This is a genomic window from Streptomyces sp. NPDC057428 (assembly GCF_042803195.1).
GTDB lineage: Bacteria > Actinomycetota > Actinomycetes > Streptomycetales > Streptomycetaceae > Streptomyces.
Map to the genome: position 1 here is coordinate 1 of NZ_JBHVCT010000061.1, position 21,379 is coordinate 21,379.

At 71.4% G+C, this 21,379-nt stretch carries 18 protein-coding genes and 2 pseudogenes; 7 read left to right on the forward strand and 13 right to left on the reverse strand.

Going from position 1 to position 21,379, the window contains the following annotated elements; genetic code table 11:
* Positions 1-676 precede the first annotated feature (676 nt).
* The 6 genes from ACFU5K_RS22080 to ACFU5K_RS22105 form a co-directional block, all read right to left on the reverse strand.
* Positions 677-1,753, reverse strand: a complete 1,077-nt coding sequence (locus ACFU5K_RS22080; protein ID WP_384064332.1) for a CU044_5270 family protein — start codon at positions 1,751-1,753, stop codon at positions 677-679.
* Positions 1,750-2,403 (reverse strand): RNA polymerase sigma factor, encoded by a 654-nt coding sequence (locus tag ACFU5K_RS22085; RefSeq protein WP_384064335.1) that lies wholly within the window; start codon positions 2,401-2,403, stop codon positions 1,750-1,752. The genes ACFU5K_RS22080 and ACFU5K_RS22085 overlap by 4 nt, the downstream gene beginning before the upstream one ends.
* Before the next feature lie 248 nt (positions 2,404-2,651).
* Positions 2,652-3,848, reverse strand: a complete 1,197-nt coding sequence (locus ACFU5K_RS22090; RefSeq protein WP_384064337.1) for a cytochrome P450 — start codon at positions 3,846-3,848, stop codon at positions 2,652-2,654.
* Between the two features lie 212 nt (positions 3,849-4,060).
* Positions 4,061-4,432: a hypothetical protein gene (locus ACFU5K_RS22095; protein ID WP_384064338.1), complete on the reverse strand. Its 372-nt coding sequence runs from the start codon at positions 4,430-4,432 to the stop codon at positions 4,061-4,063.
* A gap of 76 nt (positions 4,433-4,508) precedes the next feature.
* A complete protein-coding gene (locus ACFU5K_RS22100) occupies positions 4,509-5,195 on the reverse strand; it encodes a TNT domain-containing protein (protein WP_384064341.1) in 687 nt (228 codons plus the stop codon).
* Between the two features lie 365 nt (positions 5,196-5,560).
* Positions 5,561-6,970 (reverse strand): NAD(P)/FAD-dependent oxidoreductase, encoded by a 1,410-nt coding sequence (locus ACFU5K_RS22105; RefSeq protein ID WP_384064344.1) that lies wholly within the window; start codon positions 6,968-6,970, stop codon positions 5,561-5,563.
* A gap of 63 nt (positions 6,971-7,033) precedes the next feature.
* Between ACFU5K_RS22105 and ACFU5K_RS22110 the strand changes: the two are divergent.
* Positions 7,034-7,943 (forward strand): annotated as a pseudogene (locus ACFU5K_RS22110) (aminoglycoside phosphotransferase family protein).
* A gap of 40 nt (positions 7,944-7,983) precedes the next feature.
* Entirely contained in the window at positions 7,984-8,460 is a 477-nt protein-coding gene (locus ACFU5K_RS22115; protein WP_384064347.1) for a GNAT family N-acetyltransferase, read from the forward strand.
* A 166-nt stretch (positions 8,461-8,626) separates the two neighbouring features.
* Here the strand turns inward: ACFU5K_RS22115 and ACFU5K_RS22120 are convergent, their stop codons facing one another.
* Complete coding sequence (locus ACFU5K_RS22120) at positions 8,627-9,826, reverse strand: NAD(P)-binding protein (RefSeq protein ID WP_384064350.1); 1,200 nt, start codon at positions 9,824-9,826, stop codon at positions 8,627-8,629.
* 98 nt (positions 9,827-9,924) lie between these two features.
* Here ACFU5K_RS22120 and ACFU5K_RS22125 point away from each other — a divergent pair, with 98 nt between their 5' ends.
* Complete coding sequence (locus ACFU5K_RS22125) at positions 9,925-10,623, forward strand: pentapeptide repeat-containing protein (RefSeq protein ID WP_384064353.1); 699 nt, start codon at positions 9,925-9,927, stop codon at positions 10,621-10,623.
* A gap of 19 nt (positions 10,624-10,642) precedes the next feature.
* On the opposite strand, the gene ACFU5K_RS22130 is transcribed toward ACFU5K_RS22125, so the two are convergent.
* Positions 10,643-11,140 (reverse strand): hypothetical protein, encoded by a 498-nt coding sequence (locus ACFU5K_RS22130; protein WP_384064355.1) that lies wholly within the window; start codon positions 11,138-11,140, stop codon positions 10,643-10,645.
* A 166-nt stretch (positions 11,141-11,306) separates the two neighbouring features.
* On the opposite strand from ACFU5K_RS22130, the gene ACFU5K_RS22135 reads away from it, so the two are divergent.
* Positions 11,307-12,734: a M1 family metallopeptidase gene (locus tag ACFU5K_RS22135; protein ID WP_384064358.1), complete on the forward strand. Its 1,428-nt coding sequence runs from the start codon at positions 11,307-11,309 to the stop codon at positions 12,732-12,734.
* A 28-nt stretch (positions 12,735-12,762) separates the two neighbouring features.
* On the opposite strand, the pseudogene ACFU5K_RS22140 reads toward ACFU5K_RS22135, so the two are convergent.
* The 3 genes and pseudogenes from ACFU5K_RS22140 to ACFU5K_RS22150 form a co-directional block, all read right to left on the reverse strand.
* Positions 12,763-13,374 (reverse strand): annotated as a pseudogene (locus ACFU5K_RS22140) (M4 family metallopeptidase); the annotation flags it as partial.
* A gap of 309 nt (positions 13,375-13,683) precedes the next feature.
* Positions 13,684-15,180, reverse strand: coding sequence for a hypothetical protein (locus tag ACFU5K_RS22145; RefSeq protein WP_384064361.1), 1,497 nt, complete (start codon positions 15,178-15,180; stop codon positions 13,684-13,686).
* 181 nt (positions 15,181-15,361) lie between these two features.
* Positions 15,362-15,937, reverse strand: coding sequence for a TerD family protein (locus tag ACFU5K_RS22150; RefSeq protein WP_329039674.1), 576 nt, complete (start codon positions 15,935-15,937; stop codon positions 15,362-15,364).
* A gap of 180 nt (positions 15,938-16,117) precedes the next feature.
* Here ACFU5K_RS22150 and arfB point away from each other — a divergent pair, with 180 nt between their 5' ends.
* Positions 16,118-16,552, forward strand: a complete 435-nt coding sequence (arfB, locus tag ACFU5K_RS22155; RefSeq protein WP_329039677.1) for an alternative ribosome rescue aminoacyl-tRNA hydrolase ArfB — start codon at positions 16,118-16,120, stop codon at positions 16,550-16,552.
* Between the two features lie 56 nt (positions 16,553-16,608).
* Here the strand turns inward: arfB and ACFU5K_RS22160 are convergent, their stop codons facing one another.
* Positions 16,609-17,115 carry a flavin reductase family protein gene (locus ACFU5K_RS22160; RefSeq protein ID WP_384064364.1) on the reverse strand — a complete coding sequence of 169 codons (507 nt, stop codon included), beginning with the start codon at positions 17,113-17,115 and terminating at the stop codon, positions 16,609-16,611.
* Positions 17,116-17,464: 349 nt separating this feature from the next.
* Between ACFU5K_RS22160 and cdgB the strand changes: the two genes are divergently transcribed.
* Positions 17,465-19,102 carry a diguanylate cyclase CdgB gene (gene cdgB, locus ACFU5K_RS22165; RefSeq protein ID WP_384064367.1) on the forward strand — a complete coding sequence of 546 codons (1,638 nt, stop codon included), beginning with the start codon at positions 17,465-17,467 and terminating at the stop codon, positions 19,100-19,102.
* A 132-nt stretch (positions 19,103-19,234) separates the two neighbouring features.
* Positions 19,235-20,227, forward strand: coding sequence for a carbohydrate-binding protein (locus ACFU5K_RS22170; RefSeq protein ID WP_384064370.1), 993 nt, complete (start codon positions 19,235-19,237; stop codon positions 20,225-20,227).
* Positions 20,228-20,308: 81 nt separating this feature from the next.
* Here the strand turns inward: ACFU5K_RS22170 and ACFU5K_RS22175 are convergent, their stop codons facing one another.
* Positions 20,309-21,241, reverse strand: coding sequence for a 1-phosphofructokinase family hexose kinase (locus ACFU5K_RS22175; RefSeq protein WP_384064422.1), 933 nt, complete (start codon positions 21,239-21,241; stop codon positions 20,309-20,311).
* Between the last annotated feature and the right edge of the window lie 138 nt (positions 21,242-21,379).

Sequence of the window (21,379 nt, forward strand, 5' to 3'; positions counted from 1 at the left end):
CCCGAGCGCTTCGGCCGCCGGCCCCGACCACCCCGGATACCCCAGCAGGCGTGGATCAACGACCCGGCCAAGCGCCGCGAACCCGCACCACAAACCTCATAGCATCACGACCGTCTCACTGGACTTGAAATCTTCCGGACGAGGCGCGGACTGCCGCAATCGCTACGGAGGTTCCGCAGCCCGCAAGCCGGAAATTCGCCCGAGCCTCTTGTACGGAGTGGTCCGACAGATGAACCCCCGCCGCTAGCGTGTCCTCAGCGGCCCGGGAAGAGTGGCCGCGTAGGCGGCCGGAGGCCCTACCCCCAGCGGGGTAGGGCCTCTTTGCATCGCAAGGGTGATGCGCCGGGCACCCTTTTCCGCCCGCCGCTGACCTGGCAGCCCGTCCACCGGGAGCCCAGGTGCCCGTCGACGGGGCCCGATGGGGGCCGGAAGGATGGTGAAACCCCGTGAACGATCATGGGGCCCCGGAGAGACCCATGTGGGATGACCTGTGGAAACGGTGAATCCGGGGATAGTCAGGGAAGGGCAGGCTGACGCTCTGGCGAGCTTGTAATGCGTAGGTCATCGGTTCGAATCCGATAGGGGGCTCGGCGAAAACCCCAGGTCACATAGCTCGCGACCTGGGGTTCTTTCATTTCGAGCCCCCGGTTCAGCCGTCCCCGTCCATGGGCCGGAGTCAGCCGGCGGTCATCGCGGGTACCTCGCCCTGCCGGTCGACGACCCCGCGGTCCATCACGGCGTCGATGCCGTACAGCACGTCGCCGGTAGTACCGCCGGCGTTGGCCTTGGACCCGTGGTTGATGAAGTACGACTGCGAGCCCGTGTAAGCGAGAGTGTCCTTGTTGAAGATCAACACGGTCCGGGTAAGAGAGCGGGCGTCCCTGCGGGTGATGCCGATGCCATGGCGTCCGGCCGCGTCGGCGGCGTCAGGGACCCAGGTGATGCCGGGGATCTTCGCGGCAGCCTGGTACAGCGCGGAGGCTGTCGCGGGCGGCATGATCGCGTTGGAGAGCAGGTCACCGACAGTCCCGAAGACGGCCTCCTCCTTCGATTCCCGCTCATCCACCCTGGTCTGGGCGTAGAGCAGTTCGAGCAGGGCGTCGGGGTCGGTGGGCAGCGAGGCAAGCCACGCGTAGGTGGGATACCACGCACCGGGCCGCACGGGAGACGTGGTGGTCATCGGACCCAGCTGACCAGGCATCATGGCGTCCTTCCCGCTCGAGCGGAACCAGCCGGTCGTGGTCACCGGGCCGGGCTTCTGCCCCAGCCACCGTTCCTCCTTGTGTGCTGCACCGAGCACCACCGGGCCGCCGAGAGTGCCCTTGTTCTCGCGCGCCAGGAGCCGGAAGTACACGAACTGGTCCTCCCGGACCGGCGTCGCGTCCGTCTTCATGGCCGCGTCGGCGATCCGGCCCAGCGTGACGGATGCGTTGGTGACCCGGGCCGGTGAGGAGACTGCGGACTTGGCCGTCGGGGCGGAAGCGTGGTCGCCGCCGGACAGGGTGACGACCAGGGCGCCGGCCAGAGCCAGTGACGTGGCGGGCACCAACAGGGCGAGGCGCGGCAGCCTGCGGCGGCGGGAGGGAGCGGGCGACGTCTCGCCGGCGGAGTCGCGATCGTGATCGATCTGCTGCATCAGAACGTCCTTGTGGTGAAGGTGGCGGCTCGGCGAAAGGTCCCAGTCGACCGGAGCGGCGAGCAGTTCCTCTGCCTCACTCCGGGCAAAGCCGGCGCGTGAGTTGTCGGCGTTCATCGGGTTTCCTCCTGCAAGAACAGGGCCGCGATTGCGGCTTCACTCTCTTTCTCTCCGCGACGGCCCCGCGGTTCCCGGTTCTTTCGGAACACAGGGCCTGAGCTGTGGCGGGCCAGCCGCGCCCGGGCCCGGGAGAGCCGCGACCGCACGGTGCCGACCGGGACGCCCAGCGCCTCGGCGGCCTGTTGGTAGTCCAGCCCGGCACCCACGCACAGAGCGATCACCTCACGGTCCGGGCGGCTCAGCCGACGCAGGGCGTCATGGACCGACTCGAGGTGGCGGGCATCGTCGATCCGGCCGGCCGTTTCGTCCGCGAAGTCCTCCACCGGCCGGGGTTCCGGGCTGCCTGCCAGGAAGGCGAGCCGCCGACGAAGGCCACGGTTGGCGTTGTGCGCCTTGTGCGTGGCGATGCCGAGCAGCCACGGTGTGAGGGGACCACCCTCCGGATCCAGCGACTCCCGAGTGCGCCAGGCGCCCAGGAAGGTCTCTGACATCACTTCCTCGGCCTCCGACCAGTTACCCGTCAGCCTCAAGGCATGTCTGTACACAGCGCGAGCGTTCTGGTCGTACAGGTCGGCGAACGCCGCACGGTCCCCCGCCCGCACGCGCGCTCGCAACGACTCACTGGTTTCTGTATGCCTCACACCCATTAACTCTCCGCCGACCCGACCTCGTTCCCGTGTCCTGCGCCACACCGTCGCGAAACGGGAAGCTGGAAATGCCCGTCGTGGGGGACGGCGCCGGTCTGCGACCGGGATCATTTGGTTCGAACCGATTCGATGTGACCCTGCCTCTGGCCTGATCCCGAGTCGCCCGACTCGTCTCCCGCCACCTCCCGCAATACGCCGGAAGGGGGCCCCCGACCCGCGTCGGAGGCCCCTTCCGGCGTAGTCCGCCGTCACCACCTGACGGGAAGTGCCTCCAGGCCGTAGACGTTCGCCCCGTCGCTGTGGAAGGCCAGTCCCTCGGCCGGGACCGCCGACGCGAGGCCGGGGAAGCGGCGGAACAGGGCCGGCAGGGCCACTTGGAGCTCCAGGCGGGCCAGGTGCTGACCGGGGCACTGGTGTGTGCCGAATCCGAAGGCCAGGTGCGCGACCGGCTCGCGGGAAAGGTCGAGCCGGTTCGGTTCCGGCAGCAGTTCCGGGTCACGGTTCGCGTTCAGCAGTGAGACCAGGACCCGTTCACCGGCCTTCACCTGCCATGAACCGATGGTGACGTCCTCGGTCGCCGCGCGGGGGAACACTCCCGAGATGCTCATGTACCGGAGGAACTCCTCCACGGCGTTCTCGGTGCTGTCCTCGCCGCCGGCGAGCAGCGCCAACTGTTCGGGCTGCTGGATGAGTGCCAGCGCGCTCACGCCGATCATCGCCGCGGTCGTCTCGTGTCCGGCGACGACGAGGGCACTGGTCATGCCGATGATCTCCGCCGTGCTGAGCTTTCCCTCGTCCTCGCTCAGCAGGGAACTGATGAGCCCCTCGCCGGGTTCCCGGCGGATCTCTTCCACGACGTGCGTGATGTACTCGCGGAACGCGCCGAGGTGTGCGAAGTACTCCGTCGGGGAGCTCGCGAAGTTGACGATCCCGGTGCTGAGCCGGTGGAAGTCGTGACGCAGCTCGGAAGGCACCCCGAGCACCTCGCCGATCACGTTCGAAGGGACCGCCAGAGCGAAGGTCTCGACGAGGTCCGCTCCAGGCCCTGCCTTCTCCGTCGCGTCCAGGCACTCGGCCACGACCCGCTCGATCATCGGCCGCAGGGTCTGCACCCGCTTGCGGGTGAAGATCCCGGAGAGCATGCGGCGCAGGCGGGCGTGCTCGGCGCCGTCGAAGTCGGGCGGAAAACCGGGCATGAACGTCCGGGGGCTGCCGTCGGCGAGCGGCAGATGGCTGTACCGCAGGCGGTTGTCGCCCAGGACGGCGCGGGCGTCCGCGTGCCGGGACACGACGAGCACGTCCGCGTCGCCGAACCTCGGCTCGTACATCGGGACCTTTGCCGGTTCCTCCGCCCGGGCCATGCCGACGAGGCGGGCCGACGGATCGAAGGGGCACTTCGGCTCGCGGTCCGTCACGGCGAATCCGCGCGTCAGACGTTCAGTCATGATCAAGTCCTGGGGTAGATGCCGTAAGGAGGCGGCGTCGGGCCTGGTGCGCCCGGCGGTCGTGTTCCGCGTGGTGACCGGCTGCGTCCGGTCGGGCTGGATGTGAAGGGACCCAATCACGACATAATTGACACGTCAAATAGATCTATGTATCGGTCGGGGTGAGCACCGCTCGTCGTCGTCATGCTGCGCCGGGCACTGCCGCCCGAGGTTCAGCCCCCCGGTGATCCGTCGCCGTCACGGTCGCGGCCCGGGGCCCGTTCGAAGTCCGCCTCCGCCCGGCGCTGGATCTCGTCGGCGTCGGCCAGGAGCCGGTCGACCCGTTCCGCGCCGCCGGGTACGGGCGGGGGTACGTCCGTGAGGGTGTCGTACAGGTAGCGGCACGCGTCCGCCTCCGTGCCGAAGCGCTCGATGACGCTGTCCTCGCCGCGCTGGCGCATGAGGACCGGCCACGCGTCCGCCTCCTGGCGCAGGACGTAGTAGGCGTCCAGCTGGAAGGGGACGCCGTGCACGCCCGGGATGTCGTACAGCGCGTCCGGGACACCCTCGCGGCGGAGGCGTTCGGTGAGTTCGGTCCTGTTCATCGGGTCGGTTCCCCCTTGCATGCGCCCGGGCGGGCCCCGGCCGTGCCGGAACCCGCCCGGGGGAGTGCGGCTGCGGTCAGTTCAGGGCTTCGAGCTTCTGGGCGTTGACCAGTTCCGAGACCCGCTCGGTCGTCTTGTACTGGATCCCCAGACCGGGCTGCCCGAACCAGGGCCGGATACGGCCGGCCTGCACCGTGAACGCCTCCGTCACCCGGTACAGGTGGTAGCTGTAGGGATAGGCGTCGGTGTACCTGACGAGGTTGCTCGGCGGGATGGCGCGCTTGGCGTACGGCGTGCCGGCGGGGGCGAGGAAGTTGCCGCGACCGCTGCCGAAGAGGTCGACCAGCTGGCCCACGCGGAGCGTCAGCGGCTTCCGCACCGGGTTGCCCGCACGGTCCAGAACGAAGCCGTCGTTGTCCGGGTACCACCAACCGGACTCGCCGGTCTGGGGGTTGGTCTGCCAGTAGCACCCGAGGAACCAGTACGCCGACGTCGGTCCCGTGCGGTCGTAGCCGCGCAGCATCCTGCCGATGGCGCCGGTCCTCGGCAGGACGCGGGGGCCGAGGCGCCAGTCGTCCAGGTAGTACAGCTCCAGGGCCGGGTTGGGCGCTCCGGCCGTTCCGCGCGTCCGGCCCTCGGTCGGGCACTGGACCTGGGGGCGGACCCTGTCACCCGTGTCGGCGTGGGCGGCCGTCGGCGCCGGGCCGACGAGGAGGAGCAGCGAGGCGATCGCACTCCAGGCGATATTCCGCAGCACCCGCATAGAGATGGTCCCTTCCCATGGCCCGCGAGGCCGAAGGGCAGGCGGGCGTCGAGGTCGCGCGAAGGCGTCCCGGAGGAGGTGCCCGCGCTGTGGTGACCCTCAGTCAATTCCGCTTGTGGCTCTGCGGGCGGGCGGGGATACGCGCTGTCACCCATATGGGGCCGGATGTTCTCCTGATCGGCCTAGGCTCGGCGGTCCGTTCCGGTTGCTGCAGGTGCGGGGCGGGGCCCGTGTGCGGTACGGGAGCCCGGGCCGGCTGCCGAAGGGCGGCGACCGGCCGGCGTCGCCCCGGAGCCGCACCGCCGGGCCCGTGGCGGCGGGCCCGGCGGTGCGGCTCCGGGCAGGTCAGCGGGGACCGTCGGCGGTCAGTGGCGGCCGGCGATGCGGTCGGCCACCTTCGCGATCCGGTCGGTGTCGGCCCGGGACGAGGTGGCCTCGCGGCGGTCGGCGGCGCGGTAGGCGGCGTAGAGGGCGTGGACACCGAGCCAGCGCAAGGGCTCGGGCTCCCAGCGGCGCACCTTGTGGTTAACCCAGGGCAGGGCTGTCAGTTCGGTGGGGCCCGCCTGGCCGGAGTCCTGCTGGATCAGGTCGCGCAGGGTGCGGGCGGCGAGGTTGGCGGTGGCGACGCCCGAGCCGACGTAGCCGCCCGCCCAGCCGAGGCCGGTGCTGCGGTCCAGGGTGACCGTGGCGCACCAGTCGCGGGGTACGCCGAGGACGCCGGACCAGGCGTGGTCGATGCGGGTGCCGGCCGTGGTGGGGAAGAAGCGGACCAGCAGGTCGCGCAGGGCCTCGATCGTGGCGGGCTGGGTGCGGGCTGTTGTGTTGACGTTGGCGGCGGCGGATCCGTAGCGGTAGGGGATGCCGCGCCCGCCGAGGGCGATGCGGCCGTCGGCCGTGCGCTGGGCGTACATGTAGGCGTGGGCCATGTCGCCGAGGGTCTCGCGGCCGTCCCAGCCGATGGTGTCCCACACCGCCTCGGGGAGGGGCTCGGTGACGATCATGGAGGAGTTCATGGGGAGCCAGGTGCGCGCGTGGCCCTTGAGGCCCGCGGTGAAGCCCTCGGTGCAGCGCAGGACGTAAGGGGCGCGCACCGTGCCGTACGGGGTGACGGCGTGTTTGGGCCTGATCTCCGTGACGGGGGTGGACTCGTGGATCGTGACGCCGAGGGCTTCCACGACGTCGGCGAGGCCCTTGACCAGCTTGGCCGGGTGCAGTCGCGCGCCGTGCGGTGTCCAGCTGGAGCCGACGGCGCCGCTGACGCGGATGCGCTCGGCGGTCTCACGGGCGCCCCGCAGCACGCGGTCCGTCTCGCCGAAGGCGATCTCGACGGAGTGGAAGTCCTTGAGGCGTGCCAACTGAGCTGGGGTGTGGGCGACTTCGAGGACGCCGCCGTGGTGGATGTCGGCCTCGATGCCTTCCTCCCCGGCGGTGCGGACGACCTCGCCGACGGTGTCGTTCATGGCTCGCTGGAGGCGTACGGCGGCGTCGTGGCCGTGCAGTTTCGCGTATCGGTCGCGCCCCGCGATGCCGTTGTAGAGCCAGCCGCCGTTTCGTCCCGAGGCGCCGTAGCCGCAGAACTTGGCCTCCAGGACGGTGATGTTGAGGAAGGGCACCGCCTTCTTGAGGTAGTACGCCGTCCAGAGCCCGGTGTAGCCGCCGCCGACGATGCACACGTCGGCTGTGCCGTCGCCCGGAAGGGGCTCGCGGGGGGTGGGGATGCCCTCGCGGGCGTACCAGAACGAAATGCCGCCGTTGACGGTACTGACGGTGCTCATGAATCCCCTGCTTGTCCGTGTGCAGCCGAGTCGCTGGAGGGACGGTACCCGTACGCTCGGGGTGTGATCGAGCTTCCGGACGAGCTGGTCGAGAGTCTGCGGGTCCATGGCGGGCCGAGGGGCCGGGAGTTCGCGGCCGCGTTGCCCGGACTGGCCGTGCGGTTCCTACAGGAGTGGGAGCTGCGGCCCGACGGCGGTGCGATGTACGGGATGTGCGCTCTGGTGCTTCCCGTGGTGCGGGGGGGACGGCACCCCGTCGGCGCTGAAGCTCCAGGCGCTGGACGAGGAGACCGTGGGGGAGCCCGCCGCGCTGCGGGCCTGGGGCGCCGCGGACGCCGGGGCGGTGGGCGTTCTGGAGTACGACGTCGCCACGGGGGCGATGCTGCTGGAACGGCTTGACGAGCGGCGCCCGTTGACCGGTGTCACCGATGCCCGCGAGGCCGTGCGGGTCCTCGCCGGGTCGCTGGCCCGGCTCGTCCGCGTACAGGCTCCTGCGGGGATGCGGCGGCTGGGGGACGTGACCGCCCGGATGCTGGACGCGACCCCCGGGACGGTTGCGCGGCTGGCCGGTGAAGGGGACCGGCGGCTGCTGCTCGACTGCGCGGCTGCCGTGCGGGAGGTGGCCGGGGAGCCCGGGGACCGGTTGCTTCACTGGGACCTCCACTACGACAACATCCTGGCCGGCCGCGCGGAGGACGGACGGGCCGGTGAGTGGGTCGTGCTGGATCCGAAGCCGCTGGCCGGTGATCCGGGGTTCGAGCTGTTGCCTGCGCTGGACAACCTGTTCGACGCCGCGGAGGTGCTGTGGCGGTTCGATCTGCTGACGGGCGTGCTGGGGGCCGACCGGGAGCGGGCCAGGGCGTGGACGCTGGGGCGGGTGCTGCAGAACGGGGTGTGGGTGGTCGGCCGAGGGGGGACGCGGCTGCCGGCGGACCACGCGGAGATCGCCCGGAGGCTGCTGGGGCGGGGGTGATTCCGGGGAGCACCCGCGGCGGCTTGTCTACTCTGCCCCCATGATTCGTGAAGCCACCCCCGCCGACGTCCCCGCGATCCACGCCATGGTCCGTGAGCTGGCCGACTACGAGAAGGCCCTGGACGAGGCGAAGGCCACCGAGGAGCAGCTGCGCGAGGCGCTCTTCGGGGAACGGCCCGCCGCCTACGCGCACATCGCGGTGTCGGACGAGGACGGTGAAGTGGTCGGTTTCGCACTGTGGTTCCTCAACTTCTCGACCTGGCGCGGGGTCCACGGCGTGTACCTGGAGGATCTGTACGTGCGCCCGGAGCGGCGCGGCAAAGGCCATGGCAAGGCGTTGCTCGCGGAACTGGCGCGGATCTGTGTGGAGCGCGGGTACGGGCGCCTGGAGTGGTCCGTGCTCGACTGGAACGCCCCGTCCATCGCCTTCTACGAGTCTCTCGGCGCGCGTCCGCAGGACGGGTGGACCGTGTACCGGCTCGACGACGGCGCGCTGGAACGGCTCGGCGCGGCCTGACGGGTGCGTCCTCGGGCGGTGCTTACGGGACGAGGACGACGACCCTGCCCGCCGTGCCTCCGGTCTCCAGCGGCGCGGTGGGCGGCTGCGGCCTCGGAGGGCGGGAAGGGGTGGACGGCGGGTTTCCGAGGGCGTGGGTGGTGGCCGGCGCACCCACCTTGCGACCTCAAGAGTTGTTGAGGTCAAGCCCGGTGGTGGTGCGCCCGGTCCCTCCGAGCAGCCGTACGGCCAGGAGCGCGGCTGCGATGCCGCTGTTGAACGAGACCTCGCTGAGGAGCCCCGGGGCGGCGACCATGTCTCCCGCGAGCAGGAACCCGTCCCCGCGGTCGACGGCGGGACGGTCGCGCCAGGTCGTGCCCGGCGGGTCGACGGCGCCCGTGCGCCCGGACGCCAGCGCTTCCCGGCGCCAGGTGGTGCGTTCCCGCCAGCCGGGGAACCCGAGGTCCAGCATGTCCTCGGCCCGGCGTACGGCTTCGCCGCGAGGGGCGCCGGGGGCGAGGGGGATCTGCGCCTGTACGAGTTGTTCGCCCGCCGGTGCGAGCGTGGGGTCCTGGGCCGTGAACCGTTCGATCCAGCCGGGGGCGTCGAGGTCGGACACGACGAACGGGTCGCCCCGGCGGGTCCTCACGGCCAGGTCGAGGAGCGCGGTGCGGCCGCCGGTCCAGGTCAGCGACGGGTCGTCGAGCAGGGCCCGGGCCGACTCCAGGTGCGTGGCGACGATCACCGGGCCGCCGCGCCGCAGCCCGGCCAGGTCCCCGGCCCCGACGCGGGCGCCCGTCCCGATGCGTACGCCGAGGTCCCGGGCCCGTGAGGCCATCCGGTCGACGAGCCGCGCCCAGCCTCCGACGGGGTAACGGGCTTCGGGCGGCAGTGCGGCGGCCCGGCGGAGCCGTTCCTGGACGAAGGCGGCGGAGAGCGATCCCGGGTCGTGGTGGAAGAGGGCCACCCCCATGTAGTGCGCCGCCGCCCGGGCGCCCTCCTCACCCACCTGCCCGGTGGCCCAGTCGATGAAGTCGGTGCCGGCCGGGGCACGGTGGGCACCGCGCCGGGCGAGCCGCAGCAGGGCGAGGGGCGGGGTCCTGCGCAGCACGCCGCCCCTGCGGAAGAAGAAGCGGGTGCCTTCGAGCGGCGGCACGGAGGCGAGCGGGCCGAGGAGCCCCCGTTGTGCGAGCCAGGCCCGGTGCGGGCCGCGGTGGTAGAGCGCGTGGGGTCCCTCGTTGGTGAGGTAGGGGCCTTGAGCGGTCCTCGCCCGTCCGCCGAGGGTGTCGTGTGCCTCGTGGAGGGTGACGAGGGCCCCGGATTCGGCGGCGGTGATGGCGGCGGTGAGTCCGGCGAGCCCGCCGCCGACGACGTGGATGCGCTGCATGGGTGGTCTCCTCGCGGTCGGCGCTTCTGCGGGGATGACGGATCGCAGGACCTGATCCGTGACACCGGGCAGGGGCGTTGTCAGTGATGTGCGTCACGATGGGGGGCATGACACGTACGGGCAACAGGAGCAGGGGCGCGAAGGACGCGGTGGCGGAGGCGAGGCGGCCGGAGGTCCGGCTGCCCCCGCTCGTGGAGTACGACGGGGAGGGTCTGCAGCCCGACGGGGATTACGACGGGGTGCGGTTCGACGGGAGCGACCTCGCCGACGCCTCGGGTCCTGGTGCCCGCTTCATGGACTGCGAGCTGCGCGGGTGCGCCCTGGACCGGACGGAGCTGGTGCGTGCCCGGTTCATCGACTCGGTGCTGACGGGCGTGCGGGGGGTGGGCACCGATCTCGCGGGGGCCTCGCTGCGGGACGTGGAGGTCGTGGACGCGCGGCTGGGCGGGGTGCAGCTGCACGGCGCCGTGCTGGAGCGGGTGCTCGTGCGCGGCGGGAAGATCGACTACCTGAATCTGCGCAAGGCGCGGCTGAAGGACGTCGTGTTCGAGGGCTGCGTGCTCTCGGAGCCGGACTTCGGTGAGGCCCACCTGGTGCGGGTGGAGTTCCGCGACTGCGTGCTGAAGCGGGCGGACTTCTCCGCCGTACGGATGGAGTCCGTCGATCTGCGTACGGTCGCGGAGCTGGACATCGCGCGGGGCGTCGAGCGGCTGGCGGGGGCGGTGATCAGCCCGGCGCAGCTGATGGAGCTGGCCCCGGCGTTCGCCGCGCAGATCGGGGTGCGGGTGGAGGCGTAGCCCGATCTGCGCGGGCAGCTCAGAGGCGGGGGAAGCGGGCCTGCAGGTCCCAGACGACGGGGTTGTCGGCGAGGCCCTCGTGCATGTCGGAGAGGTCGGCGATCAGGTCGTGGAGGAAGTCGCGGGCCTCGCGGCGGAGCAGGGAGTGGCTGAAGGTCAGCGGGGGCTCGTCGCCCGGCATCCAGTCGGCCTCGACGTCGACCCAGCCGAAGCGGCGCTCGAAGAGCATGCGGTCGGAGGACTCGGTGAAGTCGATTTCGGCGTACTGCTGGCGGTGCGAGCGGTTGCCTCGGGGATCGCGGTCGATCTGTTCGACGATGTCGCACAGTGCCCAGGCGAAGTCGAGCACGGGGACCCATCCCCAGGCTGTGGACACTTCCCGGTCGGCCTTGGTGTCGGCCAGGTAGACGTCCCCGGAGAACAGGTCGTGCCGCAGCGCCCGGACGTCCGCGCGGCGGTAGTCGGTCTGCGGGGGGTCCGGGAAGCGCCGGGAGAGGGAGTAGCCGATGTCGAGCACGGTTCGATGGTGTCATGCCGCGCGGACGCCCTGCGCCGGGCCTTCGGGGCCGGCGGCCCACGGTCTCCGGGCGGCCGGTGCCGGCTACGTGAACAGCCGGTCCTGACGGTCAGGCAGCCCGTCCGGCGCCCGCGCACCGAGCCGGGAGGGCTCCTAGGATCGCGGTGTGGACCAGCGAACGGCGCCCGCGCGCCGCACCGTGCCCGGCGGAGTCCGGCTGCTCGCCGCGATCACCCTGGCCACCTCCCTCACCGCCTGCACGGCCGGCCGGGGCGCGGTCGTGGGGACCCCGGGCGCGGCCGGGGTGCGGGACCCGTACTTCCCCCGGCTCGGCAACGGCGGCTACGACGTGACGCACTACGACCTGTCGGTCGGCACGGACGCCGATGCCGGACGGCTCAGCGGCACCGCCGTGATCACCGCCCGGGCGACCCAGGACCTCAGTGCGTTCAACCTGGACCTCGCCGGCCTGGAGGTCCGCTCGGCCACCGTCGAGGGCCGCCCGGCCGTGGTGAACCGGGCGGGTACGGAACTGACGCTGCGTCCGGCAGCCGCGGTCGCGGACCGGCTCCGTGCGGGCCGGACGTTCCGCACGGTCCTGCGCTATTCCGGTTCGCCCCGCACCGTCACCGATGCGGACGGCTCCGACGAGGGCTGGCTGCGGACCGCGTACGGGGCGGTGGCGCTCGGGGAGCCGGCCGGCTCCCTGACCTGGTTCCCAGGGAACCACCATCCGGGCGACAAGGCGTCGTACGACATCCGGGTCACCGTTCCCGAGGGGCGGAGTGCCGTCTCCAACGGTGAGCCGGCGTCCCGCCGGACGGCTGGGGGCCGCACCACGTACCACTGGCGTGTCCGGGAGCCGATGGCGAGCTACCTCGCGACCGTCGCCGTCGGCCGCTTCACCGTGAGGCGGACCGTCACAGGGGACGGCCTTCCCGTGGTCAACGCGGTCGATCCGGACTCCGACCGGGCGAGCGCGCGTGTGCTGGCCCGGATTCCCGAGGTGGTCTCGTGGGGCGAGGAGAAGTTCGGGCCGTACCCCTTCTCGTCGGCCGGGGCGATCGTGGGCCGGCCCGACGACGCCGGGTACGCGCTGGAGACACAGACCCGGCCGTTCTTTCCCGGCCCGCCCGGTCTGGTGCTGCTCGTCCACGAACTGGCGCACCAGTGGTTCGGGAACTCCGTCACGCCCGCGAGCTGGCGCGACATGTGGCTCAACGAGGGCTTCGCGACCTACGCGGAGTGGCTGTGGAGCGAGGATCATTCCGGCCCCACTGTCCAGGAGAGCTTCGAGAAGGCGTACGCCGACGAGGCGAACTGGGCCTTCCCGCCGTCCCGTCCGCCGGGCGCCGCCGATCTGTCCCGGCCCCCGGTGTACGGACGCGGGGCGATGGTCGTCCACCGCATCCGCCAGGAGATGCACGACGACGCGGCCTTCTTCGGTCTCGTCAGGGGCTGGCTGAAGGAGCACCGGCACGGCAACGCCTCGACCGCCGACTTCACCGCGTACGCCGAGAAGGCGTCCGGCAGGGACCTGACGGAGGTCTGGGACACCTGGCTCGACGGCAGGAGCCGGCCGGCCCGAGGCTGACCGGCTCCCGTGCTGTGGTGTGCGGGGGTTAGTTGACGTTGACCCCGGTCCAGGCGGCGTCGACGGCCGCGAGTTCGGTGCTGCCGGCCCCGAACAGGTCGGTGGCCGCCTTCTCGGTCGCGACGCTGGCTCCGGCGTAGTCGGTGCTCGACGTCATGTAGACGGAGAGCGCCTTGTACCAGATCTGGTAGGCCTTCTGGCGGCCGATACCAGTGACCTTCGAGCCGTCGGAGGTCGGGGAGTCGTAGTCGACGCCGCCGATGGTCTTCGCGCCGCTGCCCTCGGCCAGCAGGTAGAAGAAGTGGTTGGCGACACCGGAGGAGTAGTGCACGTCCAGGCCGCCGACGCCGGTGTCCCAGTAGTCCGCCGAGCCGCCGTCCTTGCTGGGCTTGTCCATGTACCGCAACGGGGTTCCGTCGCCGTTGATGTCGATCTTCTCGCCGATGAGCTGGTCCCCGGCGTCGGCGGTGTTGTCGGCGAAGAACTCGACGGAGGTGCCGAGGATGTCGCTGGTCGCCTCGTTGAGACCGCCGGACTCACCGGCGTAGTCGAGGTTGGCGGTCGCGGCGGTCAGGCCGTGGCTCATCTCGTGGCCCGCGACGTCGATCGCGGTGAGCGCGCTCTTGTCGTCGGCCCCGTCGCGCCGACGACGACCATCGCGGCAACTGCGGCAACTGCGGCAACTGCGGCAACTGCGGCCAGGGCGGCGGTGCGACGGGTGTTCATGTGGGGGGTCATGCCTTCTCCGTTGCTCGTTCCTGTGGGGGGTACGAGCGGAGAGCGTGCCATCGAACGATTGTTATTGACGGAACGCCGACAATTACCTCACAAGTTTTTGACCACTTCTTGCCGGTCCGGCCGTCGGGATAACCCTTTCTGGCGGCGCGTCACGTGCTTGGGGTGGGCGGGAGCGCGCGAAGGGAACACAGGACGTGTCCCGACGCAGCGGTCACACCCGTCGCCCGTCCGTCGTCACCAGCCGGTGCACGACCCCGGGGGCCAGGGCCGGGTTGGCCGCGGCTGCGTGGGCCAGCTCCTCGTCGTCGAGGAGCTCGGACAGCCGGGGCTGCGGAAGATTCGGGTGGCGTGCCAGTGCGGCTCGCACGGCCGGGTCCGGATCCCGGGTGAGCCGCTCCACGGTCGCCGGCTCGGTGCGGGGGTCACGGGCGGCAAGGGCGCGGACCTCGGGGTCCTCGTGGTCGGCGAAGGCGGCCAGCCGCGCGGTGGGGAAGTTCGGCCGGGTGGTGAGGTGTGCCCGCCCGGGAGCCTCGTACTCCAGGAAGCTGCGCAGGAGCAGGGGGCCCGGGGCGTCCGGATGGTGCTGTGCCAGCAGGACGCGTACGCCGAGATCGTCGTCGGCGGCCAGGCGTTCCACGAGGTCGGGCGGCAGGAACCGGTCCTTCGCCGCCCGCCGCCGCAGAAGGGGGTGGCCGGAGGTCGCGTCCCGGCGGACGTCCTGAGGGTCCCGGGGCACGGAGGGCCACCCGGGCAGCGCGTCGAAGCAGCCGTTCGCGGGGATCGTGCAGTCGATCGAGGCCCGCTCCTCCTCGGTCAGCCCGGGGTGCACGGACAGGGCCAGTCGGACCTCCGGGTCGGGGTCCACGGCGAGCGCGCGGCGCTCGACGGGTCCGAGGTCCGCGCGGTGGGCGATCCTCGCGCGCACATCCGGGTCCGGATCGGCGGCCAGGAGGATGACCACGTCGGCCGGCAGGCTGGGGTTGCCGGCGATCGCTGCCCGCTCCTCCTCGGCGACCGGAGCGTCGAGGACGGTGTGCACGACGGTTCTGCTGAGGGCCCGGTGCATGAGCAGGTCCCGGCGCGCGTGGCACGACCGTTCGGGCAGCTCGCGCTCCACCCACGCCGGGTCATCGAGTCGTGCGTGCCTCTCGGCACGGTCCCTGACCTCGGCGTCGGGGTCCGCCAGCAGCGCGGCCCGTGTCCCGGCGCTCAGCAGACCCCACTCGCCGACCCCCAGGGCGCGGACCTTCGCGACCGGATGTCTGGGCATGGCCCGGCGCAAGGCCGGGGAGATCTGCCGGTAGAGGCTGTGGCCGAGGGCGTCGTTGTCGTACGTACGGAGCATGTGTACGACGGTCTCGTCGGGCAGCGGCCGGTGCGCACCGCCGTGAGGCAGCCGCGGAGGCTCGGCGAGGTGCGCGCGGACGAACCATTCCGGATCGTCCACCAGCCGCGCCCGTTGTGCGGGATCGACATGGGGGTTGCGGGCGAAGAACGAGCGGGTCCGGGTGTCGGGGTGTACGAGGACGGCCTCGACGACGGCGTCGGGCAGGATCCGGTCCCGGCACAGCACCATCCGCACCGCCGACGGAGCGTCGGCGAGCAGCCTCAGCAGGACGTCCTGCGACGTGGACGGATTCAGAGCGAGGCCGGCGAGGCGACGCGTGGGCAGATCGGCGGCCGCCCAGATCTCTTCAGGCGTCGGCATGTGTCCCACCCTCCGTGCGTCGAACCGGCCCCGTCGGGCGTTCGCGGGGCGTGATCCTACCGGCGACGCCCCTCGGCCGACCTGGTGCGTTCGGTGAGGACCGCCGCGAGGGTGACGGACGCGCGGGAGCCCCCGCCCGACCGGGGTCGGACAAGGGCTCCCGTGGGCGGACCGTGCTACGTCAGAGGTTGACGCCGAAGTCCTGGGCGATGCCGCGCAGGCCCGAGGCGTACCCCTGGCCGACCGCGCGGAACTTCCACTCGGCGCCGTTGCGGTAGAGCTCGCCGAAGACCATGGCGGTCTCGGTGGCGGCGTCCTCGCTCAGGTCGTAACGGGCGATCTCGGTGCCGCCGGCCTGGTTGATGATGCGGATGAAGGCGTTCCGCACCTGGCCGAAGTTCTGGCTGCGTGCCTCGGCGTCGTAGATGGAGACCGGGAACACGATCTTGTCGATGTCCGCCGGGAGGCCCGCCAGGTTGACGTTGATCTGCTCGTCGTCGCCCTCGCCCTGGCCCGTGATGTTGTCACCGGTGTGGACGATGGTCTGGTCCGGCGTCGCCTTGTTGTTGAAGAAGACGAAGTGGCCGTCGGAGTAGACCTTGCCGGCGTTGTTGACGGCGATCGCCGAGGCGTCGAGGTCGAAGTCGGTGCCGGTGGTGGTGCGGACGTCCCAGCCGAGGCCGACCGTGACGGCGGTCAGGCCCGGGGCCTCCTTGGTGAGCGAGACGTTGCCGCCCTTGGACAGGCTTACAGCCATGGGAAGTCCCTTTCCTCGTCGTGTGCTCGTGTGCGGGCTTCGTGCCATCACGAAAGCTACCGTCACCCGTCCTAACGCAGACAAGAGGCCACGAGGTTCCTGCTCGCTTTACTTTCTTTGCCGAACTTCTGGCCGAACGCTCGCAAATCAAGGTGACGGGCGGCCCGTACGCCAGGGAACATGGGTGTCATGTCCGGGCCCTATGTCATCCGCGGTTCGGTCTCCCTTCCGGAGGCCGAACTCATGTGGCGTTTCTCGCGGTCCTCGGGGCCCGGCGGGCAGCACGTCAACACCAGCGACTCCCAGGTGGAGCTCCGGTTCGACCTCGCCGCCACCGAGTCGCTGCCCGAGGTCTGGAAGGCGCGCGCTCTCGAACGCCTCGCGGGCAGGCTGGTGGGCGGGGTCGTGTCCGTACGGGCGTCGGAGCACCGCTCGCAGTGGCGCAACCGGGAGACGGCCGCCGTGCGGATGGCCGCTCTGCTGGCGGAGGCCACCGCGCCGCCGCCCAAGCCGCGCCTGAAGAAGAAGATCCCGCGCGGGATCAACGAGCGGCGCCTTCGGGAGAAGAAGCAGCGCGGTGACACGAAGCGCGGACGTTCGGGCCGCGACTGGTAGCCGCCGGCCCGTGCGCCCTGTCGGTTCGGCGGGGCCGCTACCGCAAGCCGGGCCGTTCAGCCCAGCTTGCGGTAGCGGCCCTTGAAGTACGCGAGGGGTTCGGCGTCCGCGTTCGGCATGGAGGCCGTCAGCACCCGTCCGATCACCAGCGTGTGGTCACCGGCGACGACGCTCTGCTCCGTGCGGCACTCCAGGGTGACCAGCGCTCCGGAGACCAGGGGCGCGGCCGTGATCCCGCCCCGTGTGAAGGGCAGGTCCGCGAAGAGGAGCCGGTCGCTGATCCTGCCCTTCATGGCGAACCGGCCGGCGATCTGCCGCTGGCTCTCCGCCAGCACCGACACCGACCACAGGGGCTGCTCGGCCAGCAGGTCGTCCATCCGTGAGTCGTTGCGCAGGCTCACCATCACCAGCGGCGGGTCCAGGGACACGGAGACGAACGACGTCGCGGTCATGCCGACGTCCTCGCCGCGGCCGTGCTCGTCGAGCGGCGGTTCCTGGGCGGTGACCAGCACCACCCCCGCGGCCAGACGGGACAGGGCGGCGCGGAATTCGTCGTTGCTCACCCCCTCAGCATGGGGGACGGTCTCGGGGCGTGGGGCGGGGGGAGTCTTCTGCAGCACACCGGGCACGCTAACGCCGCGGGAAGGGCTCCCGCATCGGGCCAGGGGACCAGCCGGGTCCTAGGACCCGCAGGCCATCCGTGCCGGTTCGCGTTCCGCAAGGGGCGGGACGCCGGAGGTCGTCCCCGGGGGCGGCCTTTACCACATGCTGTGACTTGAGTCACAGAGTGCAGTATTTGTTGACCCTGTGTACCGGGTGCGCAGCTCACTGTGATTCAGTGGCGGTGACACTGCGATAAGTACGTCGATATGAAACCTGGAGTTGCTGTCGAGGTCTCAGGGAGTGCGAGCAATGGAGGCCGAGTCGGAGCCGTACGTCCGTCTTGCGACCATGCGGCAGCTGCACCAGGCCGTCGCTGATCTCAATACGGCGCGGAGCCTCGCGGACACGCTGCAGAGCGTGGCCGACGGCATCGTGGCCGGGCTCGGCTACGAACTGGGCTGCGTGAACCTCGTCCGCCCCGACGGCGATCTCGTGGTCGCCGCGTTCGCCGGCAACACCGCCGCGGAGGCCCTGATCACCGGCCGGGTCGGCTCCCGCGAGTCATGGGAGCGCAGGCTGTCGATGGGCGAGGCCTGGGACGGCCTCCGGTTCATACCCCACACCGAGGGCTGGGTGCTCCTCGATGACGACGTGCCGCAGTGGCACACCGAAGGGCCCGAGCCCCGCTTCGAGGACGAGTGGCACCCCCTCGACCGCCTCTACGCGCCGATGTACGCATCCGGCGGAGGTCTGGACCTCCTGGGGGTCATATCCGTCGACCGGCCGCGTAACGGCCGCCGTCCGGGCGCCTGGGGGCGTGAAGCCCTCCAGATGTACGCCTCCCAGGCGGCCATTGCGATCAGCAACGCCCGCCTCAGAGCGAACATGCAGCGCGCGTTGGTCAGGCTCGAACGCGAACAGCAGGCGCTGCGGGCCAGTGAGGAATCCTTCCGCCAGGCCTTCGAGTACGCCCCCAGCGGCATGGCCATCGCCGAGATGGGCGGTGACCAGCACGGCAGGCTGCTGCGCACCAACGACGCGCTCTGCCGCCTCCTGGGCCGCCCGGCGTCCGTCCTGCGCCGTTACTCCTTCGCCGACCTCGTCCACCCCGAAGACGTCGGCACCCTGCTCCGCACGTCCGCCGAGGGAGGCCGGGCCGAACTGCGTCTGGGCCGCAGGGACGGCACGTATCTCTGGGTGTCGCTGCGCAACTCGGTCGTCGCGGACACCACCGACGGCCCCCGCTTCCTGCTGACCCACGTCGAGGACATCGAGGAACGCAAGCGCAACGAAATGCACCTCGCGCACCGCGCATCGCACGACGCGCTCACCGGGCTGCCCAACAGTGCGGAGCTGCGCTCGCGGCTCGGCGCGCGACTGTGTGAGAGGCCTCACTCCTCGGTCACCTCCAGTGCGGTCGAGGCCCTCGACGCGGCGTACGGCGACGGTTCCCCGGTGCACGGGTACGAGCCCGAGACGGTGGCGGGCGTCGGCCCGTACGACCACCACGTGCACACCGTGGCGCCCGACCCGGACCGCGACGACGGGACCAAGGGGCTCGCGGTGCTCTTCTGCGACCTCGACGGTTTCAAGTCCATCAACGACCGCTTCGGGCACCACGCGGGTGACGCGGTTCTCATCGAGGTCGCCCGGCGGCTCACGACCTGCGTACGGGACGGTGACACGGTCGCGCGGCTCGGGGGTGACGAATTCGTCGTCCTCGCGGACGGTCTCGGGGCCGCAGATGCCGCGGACCTGGCCGTACGCTTGCGTAACGCCATCATTCCGCCCATCCGGGTGGACGGCCGGGCCGTCAGGGTCGGGGCGAGTTTCGGTATCGGCTGGGCCGAGTGCGGCATGACCGGGGAAGAGGTCCTGCACTCCGCCGACCAGCGGATGTACGTGGAGAAGCGGTCCCGTTCCAAGGTTCACCGCAGAGCCGGCTGACGTTCACGCCCCGGCGGTTCCCGTACCACGCCCGGTTTCCTGTGCGGCCGACGCCAATTCGACGTGTGCTCCGTTCGGGGTAGGCTCGGCCGGTCGGCGACGGCTGGCGACATGGTGAGGAGTGACCCAGGGATGACGGCCGGAAACAACGGCGCGAGCAAGCCCGAGGACGACGATCCGTTCGGCTATCTGTACGAGGACGGGCGGGCGGCAGGCGCACAGCCGCCCGGGCAGAGTGGTTACGGATACCCCGGCCCCGCAGCACAGCCAGGCAGGCCGAGAACGTCGTACAACCAGGTGCGAGCGGTCGGCGAGCGCCAGTACGGGCAGGTCCCGCCGCAGCAGCAGTACGGCCAGAACCAGCAGTACGGCCAGCCGAACCAGCAGTACGGCCAGCCCAGCGCGCAGTACGCGGCGCCCGAGACCTACCCGGGCGGTCCGGTCACCGCGCAGCACGGGTCGGTGCCGCACGGCGGCGGCAGGAACGGCGGCCCCGGCCGTGGCGGCCCCAACACGAAGGCGCTGCTGATCGCGGCCGTCGCCGTGGTCGCGGTCGTGCTCATCGGCATCGGCGCGGCGCTGATGACGGGCGACGACAGCGACAAGAAGAAGGACCAGGCGGGTGCGTCGACGGGTGCGGCCGGCGAGGTGTCGGAGTCCCCGAAGCCGGAGAAGTCCCACAAGCCGTCCAAGGAGCCCGTCGAGCTGCCCAAGCAGGACGCGGCGACGCTGACGCTGGGCGGTACTGCCTCGCTGGACAACACCGTCAAGGGCGCCAAGGGTGCCAACGGCCAATACATCAACCTCAACGAGGTCGGCCGGTCGGCGACCTGGACCGTGGACGTGCCCGACAAGGGCGCGTACACGCTGTTCGTGACGTACGGCGTGCCAGGCAGGGATGCGAAGACCTCCCTGACGGTCAACGACGAGGACCCGCGGTCCATCAACATGACGAACTTCGCGCACGCGGCGGAGGGCGACCTGGAGAAGGGCTGGACGACGACGTTCGCGTACGTCCAGCTCAAGAAGGGGTCGAACACCCTGATGCTGTCGTGCAACGAGGGTGACTCGTGCGACGCCAACCTCGACCAGCTGTCGCTGAAGTCGGGCCACGTCAAGGGTTAGTCACCACTGATCCGAGCCACCGTCCCGGTCGTCGCACGGCGATGACCGGGACGTGGTGTTTTCCCGGGTCCGCGCCCGGTGTCAGGCCGCCGGTGCGTGCTGTTCGACGGCGACGCGGGTCAGCAGGTCCTCGTAGGCGGCGCGGTCGAACTCACCGGCCGCCGGTGCCATGACGGTCGCGGTCGAGAGGGCCACAGCGCGGGTCAGCCGTTCCGTCCAGCCCAGCCCTTCCACGAGGGCGGACAGCAGTCCGGCCACGGCGGAGTCGCCCGCACCCGTGGGGTTGCCCCGCACCGGGGACGGCGGTGCCGCGCGCCAGACTCCGTCCGGGGTCATGGCGAGGAGGCCGTCGGGACCGAGCGAGGCGACGACGCCGCGCGCGCCGCGGCGGCGGGCGTCGCGGGTGGCGCGCAGGGGTTCGCGGGCTCCGGTGAGCCGGGCGAGTTCTCCGGCGTTGGGCTTGACGAGGTCGGGGCGGGCGGCGATGCCACGCCGCAGGGGCTCCCCGTCCGTGTCCAGCAGCACGGGTACACCGGCGGTACGGGCGAGCCGGATCAGCTCCGCGTACGCGCCGACGTGGATGCCGGGCGGGAGGCTGCCGCAGAGGGCGACGGCCCGGGCGCCGGCGAGCAGTTCCCGGTAGGTCCCCAGGAAGGCGGCCCACTCGTCGGACCCTATGTGCGGCCCCGGCTCGTTGAGCTGTGTGGTGTCACCGGTGGAGCCGTCGACGACGGCGAGGGTGCGGCGGGTGTTCCCGGCGACGGCCACGAGCGCGTCGGTGGGGCGGTTCGGCAGGGCGCCGAGGAGTTCCCGCAGGACGGCCCCGTTGGACCCGCCGGCGAAGCCGGTGACCACGGTGTCGTGACCGAGCGCGGAGAGCACCCGGGCCACGTTGACGCCCTTGCCGCCCGGCCGCTCGGTCACTTCGCCCACGCGGTGGGTGGTGTGCGGGACGAGGGCGGGGACGGCGTACGTCAGGTCCAGTGCCGTGTTCAGCGTGACGGTCAGTATCACCCGCACCGGCCTCCGGTTCCCTGGTCGTCCGTTCCCGCGCGCCCTCTCCCCGCGGCGCTGTCCCGGTGATCATGCCAAAGAGGCGGCAGCCGTCCCAGGCCTCCGGGACAACCGCCGTCTCTTCGTTACGTGTTCAAC

Bases quoted from the DNA above. Each gene is read 5' to 3' on its own strand.
- ACFU5K_RS22080 (WP_384064332.1), bottom strand. From the start codon at position 1,753: ATGAACGCCGACAACTCACGCGCCGGCTTTGCCCGGAGTGAGGCAGAG.
- ACFU5K_RS22085 (WP_384064335.1), bottom strand. From the start codon at position 2,403: ATGGGTGTGAGGCATACAGAAACCAGTGAGTCGTTGCGAGCGCGCGTG.
- ACFU5K_RS22090 (WP_384064337.1), bottom strand. From the start codon at position 3,848: ATGACTGAACGTCTGACGCGCGGATTCGCCGTGACGGACCGCGAGCCG.
- ACFU5K_RS22095 (WP_384064338.1), bottom strand. From the start codon at position 4,432: ATGAACAGGACCGAACTCACCGAACGCCTCCGCCGCGAGGGTGTCCCG.
- ACFU5K_RS22100 (WP_384064341.1), bottom strand. From the start codon at position 5,195: ATGCGGGTGCTGCGGAATATCGCCTGGAGTGCGATCGCCTCGCTGCTC.
- ACFU5K_RS22105 (WP_384064344.1), bottom strand. From the start codon at position 6,970: ATGAGCACCGTCAGTACCGTCAACGGCGGCATTTCGTTCTGGTACGCC.
- ACFU5K_RS22115 (WP_384064347.1), top strand. From the start codon at position 7,984: ATGATTCGTGAAGCCACCCCCGCCGACGTCCCCGCGATCCACGCCATG.
- ACFU5K_RS22120 (WP_384064350.1), bottom strand. From the start codon at position 9,826: ATGCAGCGCATCCACGTCGTCGGCGGCGGGCTCGCCGGACTCACCGCC.
- ACFU5K_RS22125 (WP_384064353.1), top strand. From the start codon at position 9,925: ATGGGGGGCATGACACGTACGGGCAACAGGAGCAGGGGCGCGAAGGAC.
- ACFU5K_RS22145 (WP_384064361.1), bottom strand. From the start codon at position 15,180: ATGCCGACGCCTGAAGAGATCTGGGCGGCCGCCGATCTGCCCACGCGT.
- ACFU5K_RS22150 (WP_329039674.1), bottom strand. From the start codon at position 15,937: ATGGCTGTAAGCCTGTCCAAGGGCGGCAACGTCTCGCTCACCAAGGAG.
- arfB (WP_329039677.1), top strand. From the start codon at position 16,118: ATGGGTGTCATGTCCGGGCCCTATGTCATCCGCGGTTCGGTCTCCCTT.
- cdgB (WP_384064367.1), top strand. From the start codon at position 17,465: ATGGAGGCCGAGTCGGAGCCGTACGTCCGTCTTGCGACCATGCGGCAG.
- ACFU5K_RS22170 (WP_384064370.1), top strand. From the start codon at position 19,235: ATGACGGCCGGAAACAACGGCGCGAGCAAGCCCGAGGACGACGATCCG.